This window comes from Bacillus sp. JZ34 (assembly GCF_053903205.1).
In genome coordinates this window covers 1280230-1296790 of record NZ_CP096403.1, presented here as the reverse complement: position 1 = coordinate 1296790, position 16561 = coordinate 1280230, and the positions used below count along the sequence as shown (strand labels likewise).

The following is a 16561-nucleotide window of genomic DNA, read 5'->3' as shown; positions in this document are numbered from 1 at the left end:
CTTGAATATGAAAAAAGGACCCATACATCAAGTAGAAACCAAAACAGCCAACCAATAGCTGAAAAGTAACTTTTTATTTTTCGGCCTATCCTATTATTTATATCAAAAAGGAATAAAATTTGGCCTCTGGCTGATTCGGTATTACAAACATCGCAACCGTATTGGGCTATGTTTAATCAAATTTATTTCGCACAAAGTGTCATAGGCGGGGACCGCGGATATATTTTACGAAGAAAAAGGATGCAGCACCGTAAAATCGCTCTGTGTTATTATCAATCGTCTCCCGACTATCTGGAGCCATTCCACAACAAACAATGGATAAAAGCTTATCAGAGCGGAAAACAGCGATATGATTGAGCTCCCTAAGGAAAAATATTCATCTTCATTTTCGCGGATTTCCCGCCTTATTCGACTTTGCATTAGCCCTTACTAACTCTGATTACATACCATTCTCCTCCTGCTAGCAAATTGCAGGATGTTTAATTCGCAGCTATGCTTATTTTCGACAGTTCAAAAGCATCATGCAGCGCTTCAACAGCTTTCACCATATCGCCTTCGTTGACGACAGTCGAAACTTTGATTTCGGATGTGCTGACCATTTTGACCTGGATGTTTTTTTCCGCCAGCACAGCGAACATTTCCGCTGCTACTCCCGGGTTGGAGATCATGCCTGAACCGACGATCGAGACTTTGGCCAGCCTGTTTTCCGTTTCAATCTGTTCATAGTCGAGCGCGTCTTTGTATTCTTCGAGAACTTCGACCGTCCGTTTTAAGTCTTCCGTTTTCACGGAGAAAGAAATTGACGTTTGGCTTGTGCTTGTCACTGATTGAATGATGATGTCAACGTTGATGTTCTGTTTGGCGAGCGTTGTAAAAATCGTTGACAGCGTCGTCAAGCCGCTCGCCAGGCCGCATACGGTCACGCGTGTGATCTGATCTTCAAATGCAATGCCTCTTACAATTAAATTTTGTTCCATTGATGATTCCTCCTCGATTAATGTGCCGGCTTCTTTTTCGGTGCTTGAACGGACTTCCAAAGGCACCTGATAGTTTTTCGCAAATTCAACAGCTCTCGGATGCAGGACGCCTGCTCCAAGATTGGCAAGCTCAAGCATTTCATCGTAGGAGATTCCGGCCAGCTTCCGCGCTGTTTTCACATAGCGGGGATCGGTTGTGAAAACCCCCGGTACATCGGTGTAAATGTCGCATTTATCGGCTTTCAGGGCAGCTGCGAGGGCAACGGCTGTCGTATCTGATCCGCCTCTGCCGAGCGTTGTGATTTCACCTTCCGCTGTCGTCCCCTGGAATCCGGCGACAACGGCGATTTTCCCTTCATTCAGACGCTCTTTCAGCTTGCCTGTATCAATGTTCGTAATTCTTGCGTTGCCGTGAATATTTTCGGTTTCGATGCCGGCCTGCCAGCCTGTATAGGAAACCGCATCATACCCCTTGTTCTGCAAAGCCATTGTCAACAGCGAAATTGTCACCTGTTCTCCTGTTGTCAGCAGCATATCCATTTCCCTGCTGCCCGGCTGCTCGGTAATTTCCTTAGCAAGCGCGACGAGGGAGTCCGTCGATTTGCCCATCGCTGAAACGACGACGACAACATCATGACCGCGCTGTTTTTCCTCGATGACGCGGTTTGCGACATTCAATATTTTTTCCACTGATCCTACTGAAGTTCCGCCAAATTTTTGGACGATGAGACCCATCAAATACCACCCTTTTTGTTTTCGTTCGTGCTTGTTTATGTATGAAGAGGAAAACTTGACCGGCGGGCTGTACGGTTTTTTCGTACAAAAAAAGCAATGAGAGAATTCCCTCATTGCTTTAACCAACAAAAATGCCGATGATTTTAACAACGAGATAGCCCTCCAAGAAATGATTTCTTGACAGCCTTACATTTATTCAATGTAAAGCCAGCAGGAAAAACGAATGGATTTTTTCCCCGCTTCGGCGACGCTCCCCTTTCGGCTTTTTTCATCGGAATCCATCTTCCTCATCAAGCCTACTCTTGAAGTTCGCACCTCTATCTTCACCATATCACACGATCTTATTATGAAATTAGTACAAATTCTATCAGATTCTTTTTAAAAGTTCAACATTATTTTTTCAAAGCCTCTTCAATCAGCTGCGCCGTCTTCAGGGGGATGCCGAGCTTGCGGATATCTTCGGCGCTCGCTTCCTTCATTTTCTTAACGGAACCGAAATGTTTTAACAGCAGTTTTTTCCGCTGTTCGCCGACGCCCGGTATGCCGTCGAGCACCGATTGAAATGCGCTTTTTCCCCTGAGCTGCCTGTGGAAGCTGATCGCAAACCTGTGCACTTCATCCTGAATGCGCTGAAGCAGGTAAAATTCCTGGCTGTTCCGCTCAAGCTGGACGATCTCAAGGGGGTCGCCGATCAAAAGGTTGGAAGTTCTGTGTTTATCATCTTTCACCAGACCGGCAACAGGGACATCGAGCCCCAATTCATTTTCCAAAACGTCAAGGGCGGCAGACACCTGGCCTTTTCCGCCGTCGATCAATACTAAATCAGGCAGCGGCAGATTCTCTTTCAGCACCCTTGTATATCTTCTTCTGATGACTTCGCGCATTGACCCGTAGTCGTCAGGGCCTTCAACCGTCTTAATCTTATATTTGCGGTACTCTTTTTTATGCGGTTTTCCGTCGAGAAAGACGACCATCGCCGAAACGGGGTCCGTTCCTTGAATATTTGAATTATCAAACGCTTCAATTCGGTACGGCGTGTAGATGCCCAGTGCTTTGCCGAGCTTTTCAATCGCGCCGATCGTCCGCTCTTCGTCCCGTTCAATGAGCGAAAACTTCTCTTTCAAAGCGAGCTTTGCATTTTTATGGGCAAGGAGCAGCAGGTCTTTCTTCGCTCCCCTTTTCGGCTGGCGCACGTTCACGTCCAAAAGCTCCTCAATCATGTCCTTATCGACGCTGTCTGGAACCAAAATTTCCCTTGGGAGGAGATGGTTGTTTTTTGAGTAAAATTGCCCGATGAACGTCAAAAACTCCTCGTCTGCTTCCCTGTATAAAGGAAACATGCTGACATCTCTTTCAATCAATTTGCCCTGCCTGATAAAGAAGACCTGGACGCACATCCAGCCCTTGTCATACGAATAGGCAAATACATCGCGGTCAACCATGTCATTCAGCATCATTTTCTGTTTTTCCATCGTTGACTCGATATGGGCCATTTGATCGCGGAATTCTTTCGCCCGTTCGAACTGCAGGTTTTCCGAGGCTTCGAGCATTTTTGCTTCAAGTTCTTTCTTGACTTCATTGTATCCGCCCTTTAAAAAGCGGGTGATTTCTTCTGTGAGCTGTCGGTTTGTCTCCTCAGACACATCATATACGCATGGCGCCAGACATTGTCCGAGATGATAGTACAAACAGACGCGGTCCGGCAGTTTGGCGCACTTTCTGAGCGGATAGAGGCGGTCCAGCAGCTTTTTTGTTTCCCTCGCAGCCTGGACATTGGGATACGGCCCGAAATAGCGGCCTTTGTCTTTTTTGACCTTCCTCGTGACAATCAGCTTCGGATGCCGCTCGTTCGTGATTTTAATAAACGGGTAGCTTTTATCATCTTTCAGCATCACGTTATATTTCGGGTCGTACTTTTTGATTAAATTCATTTCAAGAATGAGCGCTTCGATGTTCGAGGAGGTGACAATGTATTCAAAATCTTCAATTTCACTGACAAGACGCTGTGTTTTGGCATCATGGGACCCGCTGAAATAGGAGCGGACCCTGTTTTTTAAGATTTTCGCTTTCCCGACGTAGATGACGGTATCCTGCCTGTCTTTCATCAAGTAGCAGCCAGGCTGATCCGGGAGAAGGGCCAGCTTTTCTTTGATTTTTTTGTTCATCAAAAATCCTTCCTTGTTTCGGCGTTTTTTCTTCATTTCAGTTTACCATGACCGACCGTACGTTCGCTACAATTGGAGAAGGAAGATGGCGCGTTGTAAGAAAAAAGCGATCCCTTTGGAATCGCCTTTTTCACAGGTTTCTATTTTACAAATGTTTGTTGACCAGTTCTTCAAGGGCTTCTTTCGGTTTAAAGCCGACAGATGTTTCAACCACTTCGCCGTCTTTTAGTATGAGGAGAGTCGGGATGCTCATCACGCCGTATTTGCCGGCAGTTTCTTGGTTTTCGTCAACATCGATTTTTACGATTTTCAGTTTGTCTCCCATTTCTTGATCAAGCTCTTCAAGTACCGGCGCGATCATTTTGCAAGGTCCGCACCAAGGAGCCCAGAAGTCGGCAAGAACTACGCCTTCACTTGTTTCAGATGAGAATGTTTGATCAGTTGCTTTTACGATAGCCATTCTTTCATTCCTCCAATTGTGAAATTATGCTTTTTAGTATAGCATCTCCCTTTGGTTCACGCTAACATAATGCTTGATTATACATTTCCCTATCTGCGCAGTTTTACACATCGGGATTTTAGCCTTTCTAAAAATGTCCTTATTCCATGTTATTTTGCAAAAGGCGGAAATGTGCCTATGTAAAAAGCCGGCCATTTCAGGCCGGCTTTTGATCAAGTACTGACGCTCAGCTTTTTAAATTCCTCCGTGAGCAGCGGAACGATTTCAAATAAGTCGCCGACGATCCCGTAGTCGGCAATTTTAAAGATGTCGGCTTCCGGATCTTTGTTGATGGCAACGATGATTTTGCTGTTTGACATCCCTGCGAGGTGCTGAATCGCTCCTGAAATGCCGCAGGCGATATATAAGTCTGGAGTTACGACTTTGCCGGTCTGGCCGATTTGAAGCGAATAGTCGCAGTAGTCTGCGTCACAGGCTCCCCTTGAAGCGCCGACCGCGCCGCCCAGTACGTCGGCAAGCTCCTGCAGCGGTTTAAAGCCTTCCTCGCTTTTGACGCCGCGGCCGCCGGCTACGATGATTTTCGCTTCAGACAAATCGACGCCTTCGGACGTTTTTTTGACAATGTCCTTGATAACCGTTCTGATGTCCCGAATATCCACTTCGATGCTTTCGACCGCTCCCGTTCGCGTCTCATCTTTGTCGAGCGGGGCAATATTATTCGGTCTGATCGTTGCAAAAATCGTTTCATCTTCGGAAATGATCCGCTCAAACGCTTTGCCTGAGTAGATCGGTCTTGTAAACACGATGTTGCCGCCGGCTACTTCGACGTTGACGGCATCTGATATCAGCCCTGTTCCCATACGGGCTGCAAGCTTCGGCGACAAGTCTTTGCCCATTGACGTATGGCCGAAAATGATCACGTCCGGACTTTCGCGCTCAATGATCGGCATAAAGGCTTGAACATAGCCGTCAGACGTATAGTTTTTCAAGAGCGGGTTTTCGGCTGTAAGCACTCTGTCAGCGCCGTAATGGATCAGTTGTGCCGCATCGCTTGAAACGCTTTCACCGAAGAGAACGCCGATCACCTCTCCCCCTTCGGCAACCGTTTTTCCTGCGGCTATCGCTTCGAATGTCACATTTCTCAACGAACCGTCCCTGAACTCTCCCAATACGATAACTTTTTTGCTCATGTCCATTTCCCCCTGTATTTTAATGACCGTGTTTTTGCTCCCTTCGGCTTCAAACGACCTTTGCTTCGCTTCTCAGCAGTGATACAAGGTCTGCCGCCTGCTGTTCCGGCTCCCCTTCAAGGATTTTCCCGGCTTCTTTTTTCGGAGGCAGGAACCGTTCGATCGTTTTTGTTTTGGCGGCCACGTCTTCCTCGTCGATGTCCAGATCATCAAGTTCAAGCTCCTCAAGAGGCTTTTTCTTCGCCTTCATGATTCCCGGAAGTGACGGATAACGCGGTTCGTTCAACCCCTGCTGTGCAGTCGCTACGATTGGAAGCGACGTTTGGATCACTTCAAGGTCACCCTCGGCGTCGCGTTCCGCTTCAACATCTCCGCCGTTTACCGTCAGCTTTGTAATCGTCGTGATACAAGGGATGCCGAGCAGCTCGGCCAAACGAGGCGCCACCTGTCCCGATCCCCCGTCGATCGCCACATTCCCGCCGAGTATCATGTCATACTCGCGGTCTTTCAAATAGTTGTATAGGATGGCTGACGCCGTATATTGGTCCGCTTCTTCCAGATCGTCTTCAATGTTGATCAAAACGGCTTTGTCGCACCCCATCGCCAGAGCCGTCCTGAGTTCTTTTTCAGCTTCTTCCTCGCCGACTGTGACAACCGTAATCTCACCGCCGTGCTTCTCCTTCAGCTGAAGCGCTTCTTCAATGGCGTACTCATCGTACGGGTTGATGATGAATTCCGCTCCATCCGTGCTGATTTCCCCTTGTTCAATCTGAATTTTCTCCTCTGTATCAAACGTGCGCTTCATTAAGACATAAATGTTCATGTTCTATTCATCCCCTTTGTTTTCACGTTTGTTATTTCCCTTTAAAATGCGGCTTCCGCTTTTCAAGAAATGCCTGAATCCCTTCCTTCGCATCCTCCGATTGGAACACTTCGCCGAAGTATTTTCCTTCCAGCTTGAGGCCGCCTTCATACGAATACACTTTGCTCGAATTCAGGAGTTCAATGACATAAGCCATCGTCTGCGGACTTTTTTCGGCGAATTTTCGCGCGAGCTCTTGTGCCTTTTGCAGCACTTCTTCTTCATTCGCCGCCAAAATCGTGACAAGGCCGTATTCAAAAGCTTCCTTGCCGGATATCGGCTCTGATGTCCCGATCATTTCAAGCGCTTTGGCGGTGCCCACATACTTCGGAAGGCGCTGCGTTCCCGCAAAGCCGGGAATGATTCCGAGATTCAGTTCGGGAAGGCCGAGCTTAGCGCTCTCCTCGGCAATCCGGATGTGGCATGCCATTGCAAGCTCCAGACCTCCTCCAAGAGCAGCTCCGTGAATCGCGGCGATCACGGGCTTTGGAAAAGATTCTACTTTTTCGAAAATCTGCTGGCCTTTATCAGCCAAATTTGCATAATCAGACCCGTCCATCAATGATGTAAACTCTTTAATGTCAGCGCCTGCCGAGAAAAATCTTCCTTCCCCGTGAATCATGACGCTTCTGACATCCTGACGTTCTGAAAGCTCCTCAAGACATGCGGAAAGGTCTTCAAGCACTTGCGTCGATAGCGCATTTGCCGGCGGGTGCTGAATCGTAATGGTTGCGATATAGTCGTCTACGGCGTATGTTAATGCTGCCATTTTATTTCTCCTCCTTCGTCTTTTGGCTGCCGAACCCATGGATCAGCAATTCATGAATGCTGTCTGCCAGCTTTGGCAGATCGTATTTTTGATCATTCATCACCCAGGTTGTAACCGTCTCATCCACCGTACCGAAAATCATCTGCTTCGCCAGGCGGACATCAAGCGTGCTCTTAAATTCTCCCGCTTCTTTTCCTTCGGTGATGATGTCTTCCAGGATCGTCAAGTACCCTTTGAGAATCTCATTGATTTTCAGCCTCAGCTCAAGATTCGACTGCCTCAGCTCAAGCTGGGTGACAATCGCGAGGTGGCGATCGCTGCTGAGCAGTTCAAAGTGCTTTTTGATGAACAGCGTGAGCTTTTCTGTCGCCGAATTTGTCACTTCCATTTCTTCGTTCATCTGCTCGATAAACTGTCCCATTTTCTCTTTGAATAGCGAGATGAGAATATCTTCTTTGTTTTTAAAATAAAGATAAATGGTGCCGTCCGCCACTCCGGCCTGCTTGGCGATTTTCGAAACCTGCGCCTGATGGTATCCGTTTTCTGCAATCACAATGACAGCTGCGTCGATAATCTGCATATACTTTGGTCTCTTTTGTTTCAATTGGCTTCGTTCCTTTCAAATTAATGAATGAATACTCATTCATGAGTTTATCGTAAATAAAAATGGACGCTTTGTCAAGAAGCTAAACTCAAATCGCACCACAAAAGCATGCCGTCAAAATCGACGGCAGACTTCGCTTTTTCAGACGCCGGTTTTTTCTTCTTGAACGAGCGCTCTTCTTAAAATCTTCCCGACTGCCGTTTTCGGCAGTTCGTCCCTGAACTCGTATACTTTCGGCACTTTATAAGGAGCCAGACGCGATCTGGCATATTCGTCCAATTCCTTCTCCGTTATTGTAACATGATCTTTCAGCACTATAAAAGCCTTAACCGTTTCTCCTCTGTATTCATCAGGGATGCCGGCAACAACCGCCTCCTGAACGGCTTCGTGCTCATAGAGCACCTCTTCGATTTCACGCGGGTAAATGTTGTATCCCCCGGCAATGATCACGTCTTTTTTGCGGTCGACAATATAAAAGAAGCCGTCTTTATCCATGTAGCCGATGTCCCCTGTAAAAAACCAGCCGTCCCTTAGACTTTGAGCGGTTTCTTCATCATTGTTCCAGTAGCCCTTCATCACCTGCGGTCCTTTGACGGCGATTTCTCCATGCTCATAAGGTCCGAGAAAACCGCCGGTTTCTTCCGAATAGATAGCCGCGTCTGTACCAGGCCAAGGACAGCCGATACTGCCCGCTTTATTCAAATCCCAAATAAAATTGGCGTGAGTGACGGGCGAGGTTTCAGACATTCCGTAACCTTCGACAAGCCTTCCGCCCGTTACCTTTTCAAACTGCTGTTTGACTTCAACAGGAAGCGCTGCAGATCCGCTCAAACAGCTCTTAATTGATGACAGATCAAATTGGTGAAGATCAGGATGGTTCAACAGGGCGATATATATCGTCGGTGCCCCCGGAAATATCGTCGGCTTTTCTTTATCGATCGTTTTCAGCGCTGCGCGCGCGTCAAATCTCGGCAGCAGAATCATTTCATACCCCTGCCTGATCGTGAAATTCAAGACGGCCGTCATTCCGTAGACGTGAAAAAACGGGACGATCCCCAGCACCTTCTCCTCCCCTTTATTAAATTGATAAAACCAGGCATCGCACATCTCCATATTGGCTAGTATGTTGCGGTGGCTGAGCATGACGCCTTTTGGCGTGCCTGTCGTGCCTCCGGTATACTGCAGGACGGCAACGTCGTGGGCCGGATCGATTTCAATCCCCGGCGGACCGCTTGGAACGGGGCATTTCATGATGGTTCGGAAGAGGTGTGTCGTCTCATTTTCATTGATCTCAACCGACATTTGATTCTCTTTTTTTTGCACGATTGGGTACAGCAGATTTTTAGGGAAAGGCAGGTAATCTTTTATGCTTGTCGCAATGATGTGCCGGATATTTGACAGCGCTTTCATTTTATATGCTGCCGGGTACAGCATGTCAAGCGTAATGATGATGGTTGCCCCGCTGTCATGAAGCAGATGTTCAAGCTCCCTTTCCGTATACAGCGGATTTGTCTGGACGACGATGCCGCCGGAGAAAAGAACGCCGTAATACGCGATAACCGCCTGCGGGCAGTTCGGCAGCATGATCGAGACTCTGTCTCCTTTTTGAATGCCGAGTGACAGCAGGTAATCTGCCATTTTTAAAGCGTCCTCATAAACTTGCCGGTACGAACATTTTTTTCCGAGAAAATGAATCGCTGTTTTTTCAGAAAACTGTTGGGCGGATTGTTGCAGGATGGAATGGAGTGTTTGATCTTCAAATTGCAGCTCGTGAGGAATTTGTTCGGGATAATGACGCAGCCACGGTTTTTCAGTCGGCATAAGCTCCCCCCTTTTAAACAATATATTCTTGATTTCAGTATATCAAAACAATATTCAGAAAGTAATGATATTTTTCCTTTTTAAAAAAGGCGCCCTTTTAAAGGACACCTTTTTCAAGCATAAAAGATCATATAAATCAGGCCGATAACCACAAATACCCCAGCTGTGAAAAACAGGACTTTCGCTAATTTCTCCATGTTGATCCCCTTTAGATACCCGAAGCCACGACAAATGACAGGCCGACTGAAATGACGAATGAAATGAAGCCGACTGCGCGGTTGTCGTTTTCAATCTCCTTGTCAATTTTAAAGCGCGGCGTCAGAAATTCAAAAATGAAGTAGCCGATCAAAAGCAGGATAAAACCGAACAGCCCCCACCCCATCATTTGCAGCAGGGAATTATGCTGGCTGATCGATTTTTGCAGCACGTTGGCGATGCCTAAAATTTTTCCGCCTGTTGCCATCGCGACCGCCATGTTTCCTTTTTGAATCTCCTCCCAATTTTTATAGGTGGTGACGAGTTCAAACACAGATAAAAATATCACAAGACACAAAACGGAAACGCTGTAGTACGCGGCAATTTCCACAAGGTTGTTCTCCCAAAACTCTTTCATCCTTCTAGACTCCCTTTTTTATTTTAATTCGACAATGGTGACGCCTGATCCTCCCTCTCCCGCTTCGCCGAACCGGGAGTTTTTCACATTGCGGTGGGATTTCAAGAGGTCCTGAACGCCTTTTCGGAGGGCGCCGGTTCCTTTTCCGTGGATGATCGAGACTCTTGGATAGCCCGCAAGCACCGCATCATCCAAGTATTTTTCAACCCGGTGAAGCGCATTTTCATACCGCTCCCCTCTAAGGTCGAGTTCGAGCGAGACGTGATAATCTTTTCCTTTGACGGCGGCGATCGTTTTTTGTTTTTCGGGTTCAGGTGCCGATTTCAGGAATTCCAGATCCTTTTCCTTAACCTTCATTTTCAGAATGCCGATTTGAACATTCCATTCGGCCGCACCCGTTTTTTCGAGCAGCGTTCCTTTTTGACCAAAGGTTAAAACCTTGACTTCATCGCCCGGTTTTAATTCGCGCTTGTCCGTTTTTTTCTGAGCCGGCTTTTTCGCTTTTTCAAACGAAGGCACCGCTTCTTCAAGGCGCTTTTTCGCCTCGATCAGCTCATGGTCTTTAAATGCTTTATGGTCTTCCTTGATCATTCGGAGCGACTGGATGATCTCGTCTGCTTCTTTCATCGCTTCTTTGACTTTTTCAGCGGCTTTTTGCTCCGCTTCTTCATAGAGCCTTTCTTTTTTCTCCTGCCATTCGCTGATCTGCTGCTGGAGGTCGCGGTGAAGGGCTTCAGCCTCGGCGCGGATGGCTTCTGTCTCGTTCAGCTCCGCCTCGGCGCGCTTTTTGCTGTCTTCCAGCGATGCGATCATCGTATCAACTTCATTATGCTCGGCCGTCATCTCCGCTTTTGCGCGGCCGATCAGGTAATCAGGCAGCCCGAGTCGCTTCGAAATTTCGAACGCATTGCTTCGGCCGGGCACTCCGATTAACAGCTTGTAGGTCGGCGACAGTGTATCGATATCAAATTCGACGCTTGCATTAATGACATTTTCGCGATTGTAGCCGTATGCCTTCAGCTCAGGGTAATGAGTCGTGGCAATGACGCGCGCGCCAGTCTGGCACACCTCGTCAAGGATGCTGATCGCAAGGGCCGCGCCTTCCTGCGGGTCTGTCCCGGCGCCGAGCTCGTCAAAAAGCACAAGGCTGTTTTCCGTCATGTCTTTCAAAATATCGACGATGTTGACCATATGTGACGAGAACGTACTTAAGCTTTGTTCGATTGACTGTTCATCGCCGATATCGGCAAATACTTGATCAAATATGGCGGTTTCTGATCCTTCTTCCGCCGGTACGTGCAATCCCGACTGCGCCATAATGGTCAAAAGCCCGAGCGTTTTAAGCGTCACCGTTTTACCGCCCGTGTTCGGGCCCGTGATGACAATTGTCGTATACTCTCCGCCGAGCTCAATATCATTCGGAACGACTTCATCCAGGGGCAAAAGCGGGTGGCGGGCTTGAATCAGGCGGACATAGCCGTCATCATTGACAGCCGGTTTAACCGCTTTTGTCGCTTTGGCGTATTTTGCTTTTGCAAAAATAAAGTCCAGCGTCTGAAGCACTTTGACATCGTGAAAGAGTTCATTTGTGTGCTCTGCCGTCTTTTCTGTCAGGACGCGCAAAATCCGTTCAATCTCCTGTTTTTCGTTTACTTTCGCCTGGCGAAGCGTATTGTTCATATCGACAATCGCCTGAGGCTCGATAAACAATGTCGCGCCGGAAGACGACTGATCGTGCACGATTCCTCCGTAGCTTGATCTGTACTCCTGTTTGACAGGGATAACGAAGCGGTCGTTACGAATTGTGATGATCGTATCCGACAGCATTTTTTGCGCAGATGAAGAACGCAACATTGATTCCAGCCGGTCCCTGATTCTTGATTCAAGCGTCCGCAGCTGCGTCCTGATTCCCCTTAACGTCTCAGATGCATGGTCTAGCACTTCTCCATGATCATCGATGCACGAATTGATGTCTCTTTCCAATTCGGAAAGCGGAATGAGCTTTTCTGCATATTGGTGAAGACAAGGAATCTCAACCCCGTCTTCGAACAGGCCTTCGAGAAAATGCTTCATCTGTTTTGCTGCGTATAGCAGACCCGATATTTCGGTCAATTCCGCCGGGCTTAAAATGCTGCCGATTTCCGCCCTTCTTAACGCTTTTCTAATGTCGGTAAGGCCTCCGAAAGGGGCGTTTCCTTTTAAACGCAGGACGGTTCCTGCTTCATCGACTTCTTCCTGCAGCTTTTTGACTTCTTCGAGCGAACGGGAAGGTTTGAGTTCCAAAAGCATTTCCTTCCCTAAAGAAGATGCCGCATGCTCTGTGAGCTGTTCTTTTACTTTATGAAATTCAAGTGCTGATAGCGCTTTTTGCTGCAACGTCCATTAAACCTCCTTAAGATCGATGGCGCGACAAAAATGCCTGGACTTCTTCAAAGGAGCGGGTATTTAATACATTGGCCTTTGGCGTCCATCCTTTTCTCGCTGCCGTAACGCCCGTTTTCATATCGTCAAGCATCGCTGTGTTGTGGGCATCCGTATTAATAACGAGTGTCACTCCGGCAGCATTCGCTTTCATCAAGTGTTCCATCCTGAGATCGAGCCGCGCTGGATTTGCGTTCAGTTCCAAGGCGGTATTCGTTTTCTTCGCAAGCTCGATCAGCTGGTCAATATCGACTTCATAACCCGCCCTTCTTCCGATCAGACGGCCGGTCGGATGAGCGATAATGTCAACGTGCTGATTCATCAGTGCGGTTTCAAGCCGCTTCATGATGACATGCTGCGGCTGTGAAAAGCTTGAATGGATCGAAGCAATGACAAGGTCCATTTCCGCCAGCAGCTCATCGTCATAATCTAGCGTTCCGTCAGGCAGGATGTCCATTTCCACGCCTTTAAAAATATGAAAATCGGTCAATTCCTTATTCAGTTCATCAATTTCCTTCGCCTGCATGCGCAGGCGCTCAGGCGTCAAACCGCCTGCCACTTTTAAATACTGGGAATGGTCTGTGATCGCCATATAGCGGTACCCTTTTGCCATGCAGGCTTCCGCCATTTCCCTGATCGAAAAAGCACCGTCGCTCCAAGCCGAGTGCATATGAAGGTCTCCTTGAATATCCTCGGCGGAAACGAGTCCGATGTCATCGCGGTAGTCCTCGACTTCTCTTCCTGTCTCCCGCAGTTCGGGCGGAATAAACGGAAGCCCGAAATGGGCGAAAAACTCTTGTTCGCTTGAGAAGGTTTTAATTTCTCCAGTTTCAACGGTTTCGACGCCGTATTCACTGATTCTTTCGCCTTTTTCTTTGGCAAGCTGGCGCATTTTGATATTGTGGTCTTTTGATCCGGTAAAATGATGGAGCGTCGTTGGGAACTGTTCCTCCGTCACCAGCCGGAAATCCGCACTGATTTCGTATTCAAAGGCAAATGTGAGAGACACTTTCGTATCTCCTGCGGCAATGACCTCCTTGATGTTCGAAAGCTTCAGGAGTCCTTCCCTGACAAGTTCCGGATCAGTGACAGCCATAATGTAATCGAGGTCTTTCACCGTTTCTTTGGCACGGCGCAGGCTTCCGGCCCGCGAAAACTTGATGAGGCCCTGGAGCCCTTCAAGCTGTTCTTCGATGATGTCAGCGACAGCCAAAGCGACCGCGATCGGGTACCGTTCAGGGCGTTTCCCCGCTTCACCTAAAGCCTGCAGGATTTTTTCTTCCGTTTTTTTGCCGAATCCGGCAAGCCCCTGAACCTTTTGCTGTTCGCATGCCTCTTTTAAAGACGCCGCATCACAGACACCGAGCTCCTGATACAGCTTGGCGATTTTTTTGCCGCCGAGGCCCGGCAGCTTCAAAAGCGGGACAAGTCCTTCCGGAACCTCTTCCTTTAATCGTTCCAGCGTACCGGACGCTCCCGTGTCCATATATTCCTTGATGACGGCATACGTGCCTTTGCCGATCCCGGACAGGGACATCATATCATCGATTTCCGAGAGGCTCCGGTCGTCTTGTTCAAGAGCTGCCGCAGCCTTTCTGAAAGCGGAGATCTTAAATGGGTTATCCCCTTTTAGTTCCATATATATCGCAATCGTTTCAAGCAATTTGATGATATCTTTTTTATGCATGCTGTTCACCTCTTGTTTCCCCTCGTTCATCCTGCTTCAATCATACAAATTTTTGGCTGATCCTACAACAAACAGGCCTATTCGACAGTTTCCGGGGTTCTCAAGAGCCCCGAAAAAAAACTTCCCTACAAACAGAGAAGTTTTTACAAAGATCCGTACTGATGCAGCAGATTGTTTAACATGTTTGATAAAAACGGTGTTTTATGAATGATCAAGTCAGCCATCACCGAACCGGCCATCATGTTTTGCAGAACATCGATCGGCAGAAGCGTTCCGATGAACAGAACGACAAACACGAACAGATAGATCTCCGCAAAACCGAGCACGGCTCCAAGTACTTGGTTGATCTGTTTGAGAACCGGTATGCTTGCAACGGCATCCAGAAACGATGCGGCAATTCTCAAAAGGATAATCGTCAGGAAAAAGAGAATCAAAAACGCAATCATATTGTAATAAGCGCCTTCAAGGCTTCCGTTTACAAACGCCAGCGCAGACTGGCCGCCCGTAAAGTCGGGAGACGGAATCCAGCCGAGCTTAGGTGCAAGGTCGCCGTAATAGGTTGCGGCCACAGCGATCGCTGCGATAAACGTAACCAAACGGATAAACTGGCGGATAAACCCTCTTTTGAGTCCAATAAACAAACCGGACAAAAGCAAAATGATAATGATGATATCTAGCATCGTGATGTTCAATCCTTTTCTTTAATTTGTCCTTTTAATCTCTCAAGCTCTTCCTTCAGCTTCAAATAATCGTGAACCACATTTACAGCCGTCAAAACGGCCAGTTTATTTATATCAAGATACGGATTTTTTTCGTTGATTTCTCTCATTTTATCATCCACAATCGAGGCAACGTGCCTCATATGGCTCTTGCTCTCATCGCCGATAATTGTGAATTGCTGACCGTAGATGTCAACTGTTGTTTTCGTTTTTTGACCATCAGACAACGTTTCTCCTCCATTCCAATTATGCGAGAATCCTAGTCTATATCATAACATGTTTAGAGATTGAATGGAAAGACGAGCCCTCCGCTGTTATGATACACTTATAAAAACAATGATTTAGCCTGTTTAAGCAGCTAATAAAGGAGATTAGAACGTGTCACATTCTGTTTTAAAAGTTCCCCCGTCTGTTATTGAACGGATGCAAAGCCACTACGGGCCTCACATGACTTCCCTTTCCGTACAGGGCGCGGTTTTCCAGGCCAAACCACAGGGCTGCACCATTACAGCATACCGGTCGGGGAAGGTGCTGTTCCAAGGAAAAAACGCGGAAAAGGAAGCGGAGCGCTGGACGGCGGATGCTGAAACACCGGCTGCCAAAAAGCCCGCATCCAAAAAAAGCATCCCGTCCGTCTATCAGCCGCCTGAAGGCATCGGTTCCATGTCTGTGATCGGCTCCGATGAAGTCGGGACAGGCGATTATTTCGGTCCGATCACCGTCGCGTGCGTATACGCTGACAAGGTAAAGCTGCCGCTGTTAAAGGAACTCGGTGTTAAAGATTCAAAAAACTTAAAAGATCCGCAAATCGTTCAGATCGCGCGCGACTTAATCAAGACAGTTCCTTACAGCCTGCTCGTCTTGAGAAATGAAAAGTATAATGAAATGCAGGAAAAAGGGATGAGCCAGGGAAAAATGAAGGCCCTTCTCCACAACCAGGCGATCGGCAACCTTCTCAAAAAATTGGACGGAACCCGGCCTGAAGCGATTTTAATTGACCAGTTCGCAGAACCTGCCGTCTATTTTAAACACCTGGCCGGCAAAAACGCCATCAAAGAACGTACATATTTCAGCACAAAAGCGGAAGGCATCCATCTTTCAGTTGCAGCGGCTTCGATCATCGCACGCTATTCATTTTTAATGGAGATGGATAAGCTTTCGAAAGAAGCCGGGATGACGCTCCCGAAAGGAGCGGGTCCGCTCGTCGATGAAGCGGCGGCAAAGCTGATCAAGAAACACGGCGAAGGCGCATTGAGGGTATTTACAAAGCTGCACTTTGCAAATACGCAGAAGGCGAAGCGGATTGCGTCGAGGTGATAAGCATTAAAAGGGGGACTTCCGGCTGTCGGAGGTCCCGTCGCTTTACATGACCTTAAACATTTTTTCATTTGAATGCGCTGTCTAAATTGAATTCCATATACCATATCTCCTGTAACCGAGGGATAAAGTTTCGTTTGATATCAAGAAAAAGAATTTTTGTATATCGAAAACCTACGGGAAACCAATATTATAGTTTTTAACTAATTCTCCCTATCTGT

14 protein-coding genes and 1 riboswitch are annotated in these 16561 nt (G+C 47.6%); of the genes, 1 reads left to right on the top strand and 13 read right to left on the bottom strand.

The features are described from left to right. Positions 1-479: 479 nt before the first annotated feature. The 13 genes from M1D90_RS06515 to zapA all read right to left on the bottom strand — a co-directional run bounded on the left by M1D90_RS06515 (position 480) and on the right by zapA (position 15250). Positions 480-1712: an aspartate kinase gene (locus tag M1D90_RS06515; RefSeq protein WP_456283206.1), complete on the bottom strand. Its 1233-nt coding sequence runs from the start codon at positions 1710-1712 to the stop codon at positions 480-482. Between the two features lie 147 nt (positions 1713-1859). After that, positions 1860-2040: riboswitch (Lysine riboswitch) on the bottom strand. A gap of 64 nt (positions 2041-2104) precedes the next feature. Then, positions 2105-3877: an excinuclease ABC subunit UvrC gene (uvrC, locus tag M1D90_RS06510; RefSeq protein ID WP_456283204.1), complete on the bottom strand. Its 1773-nt coding sequence runs from the start codon at positions 3875-3877 to the stop codon at positions 2105-2107. Positions 3878-4022: 145 nt separating this feature from the next. Continuing rightward, complete coding sequence (trxA, locus tag M1D90_RS06505) at positions 4023-4337, bottom strand: thioredoxin (protein WP_020452497.1); 315 nt, start codon at positions 4335-4337, stop codon at positions 4023-4025. Positions 4338-4549: 212 nt separating this feature from the next. Beyond that, entirely contained in the window at positions 4550-5527 is a 978-nt protein-coding gene (locus M1D90_RS06500) for an electron transfer flavoprotein subunit alpha/FixB family protein (protein ID WP_283931399.1), read from the bottom strand. 49 nt (positions 5528-5576) lie between these two features. After that, positions 5577-6350 (bottom strand): electron transfer flavoprotein subunit beta/FixA family protein, encoded by a 774-nt coding sequence (locus M1D90_RS06495; protein ID WP_020452499.1) that lies wholly within the window; start codon positions 6348-6350, stop codon positions 5577-5579. 31 nt (positions 6351-6381) lie between these two features. Then, positions 6382-7158, bottom strand: coding sequence for an enoyl-CoA hydratase (locus M1D90_RS06490; RefSeq protein WP_039072905.1), 777 nt, complete (start codon positions 7156-7158; stop codon positions 6382-6384). Between the two features lies 1 nt (position 7159). Beyond that, positions 7160-7762, bottom strand: a complete 603-nt coding sequence (locus M1D90_RS06485; protein WP_020452501.1) for a TetR/AcrR family transcriptional regulator — start codon at positions 7760-7762, stop codon at positions 7160-7162. Between the two features lie 141 nt (positions 7763-7903). Next, entirely contained in the window at positions 7904-9583 is a 1680-nt protein-coding gene (locus M1D90_RS06480; protein ID WP_456283202.1) for an AMP-binding protein, read from the bottom strand. A 208-nt stretch (positions 9584-9791) separates the two neighbouring features. Further along, a complete protein-coding gene (locus tag M1D90_RS06475; RefSeq protein ID WP_003184198.1) occupies positions 9792-10196 on the bottom strand; it encodes a DUF350 domain-containing protein in 405 nt (134 codons plus the stop codon). 18 nt (positions 10197-10214) lie between these two features. Further along, positions 10215-12572 (bottom strand): endonuclease MutS2, encoded by a 2358-nt coding sequence (locus M1D90_RS06470; RefSeq protein WP_456283200.1) that lies wholly within the window; start codon positions 12570-12572, stop codon positions 10215-10217. Between the two features lie 16 nt (positions 12573-12588). Further along, a complete protein-coding gene (gene polX / locus M1D90_RS06465; RefSeq protein ID WP_020452504.1) occupies positions 12589-14304 on the bottom strand; it encodes a DNA polymerase/3'-5' exonuclease PolX in 1716 nt (571 codons plus the stop codon). Between the two features lie 143 nt (positions 14305-14447). Continuing rightward, the gene (locus M1D90_RS06460; protein WP_023855455.1) at positions 14448-14984 is read right to left on the bottom strand and encodes a CvpA family protein; all 537 of its coding nucleotides are present in this window, start codon (positions 14982-14984) and stop codon (positions 14448-14450) included. Positions 14985-14992: 8 nt separating this feature from the next. Continuing rightward, positions 14993-15250: a cell division protein ZapA gene (zapA, locus tag M1D90_RS06455; RefSeq protein ID WP_020452506.1), complete on the bottom strand. Its 258-nt coding sequence runs from the start codon at positions 15248-15250 to the stop codon at positions 14993-14995. Positions 15251-15401: 151 nt separating this feature from the next. Between zapA and rnhC the strand changes: the two genes are divergently transcribed. Continuing rightward, positions 15402-16340 (top strand): ribonuclease HIII, encoded by a 939-nt coding sequence (gene rnhC / locus M1D90_RS06450; protein WP_095290832.1) that lies wholly within the window; start codon positions 15402-15404, stop codon positions 16338-16340. The last annotated feature ends 221 nt before the right edge of the window (positions 16341-16561 follow it).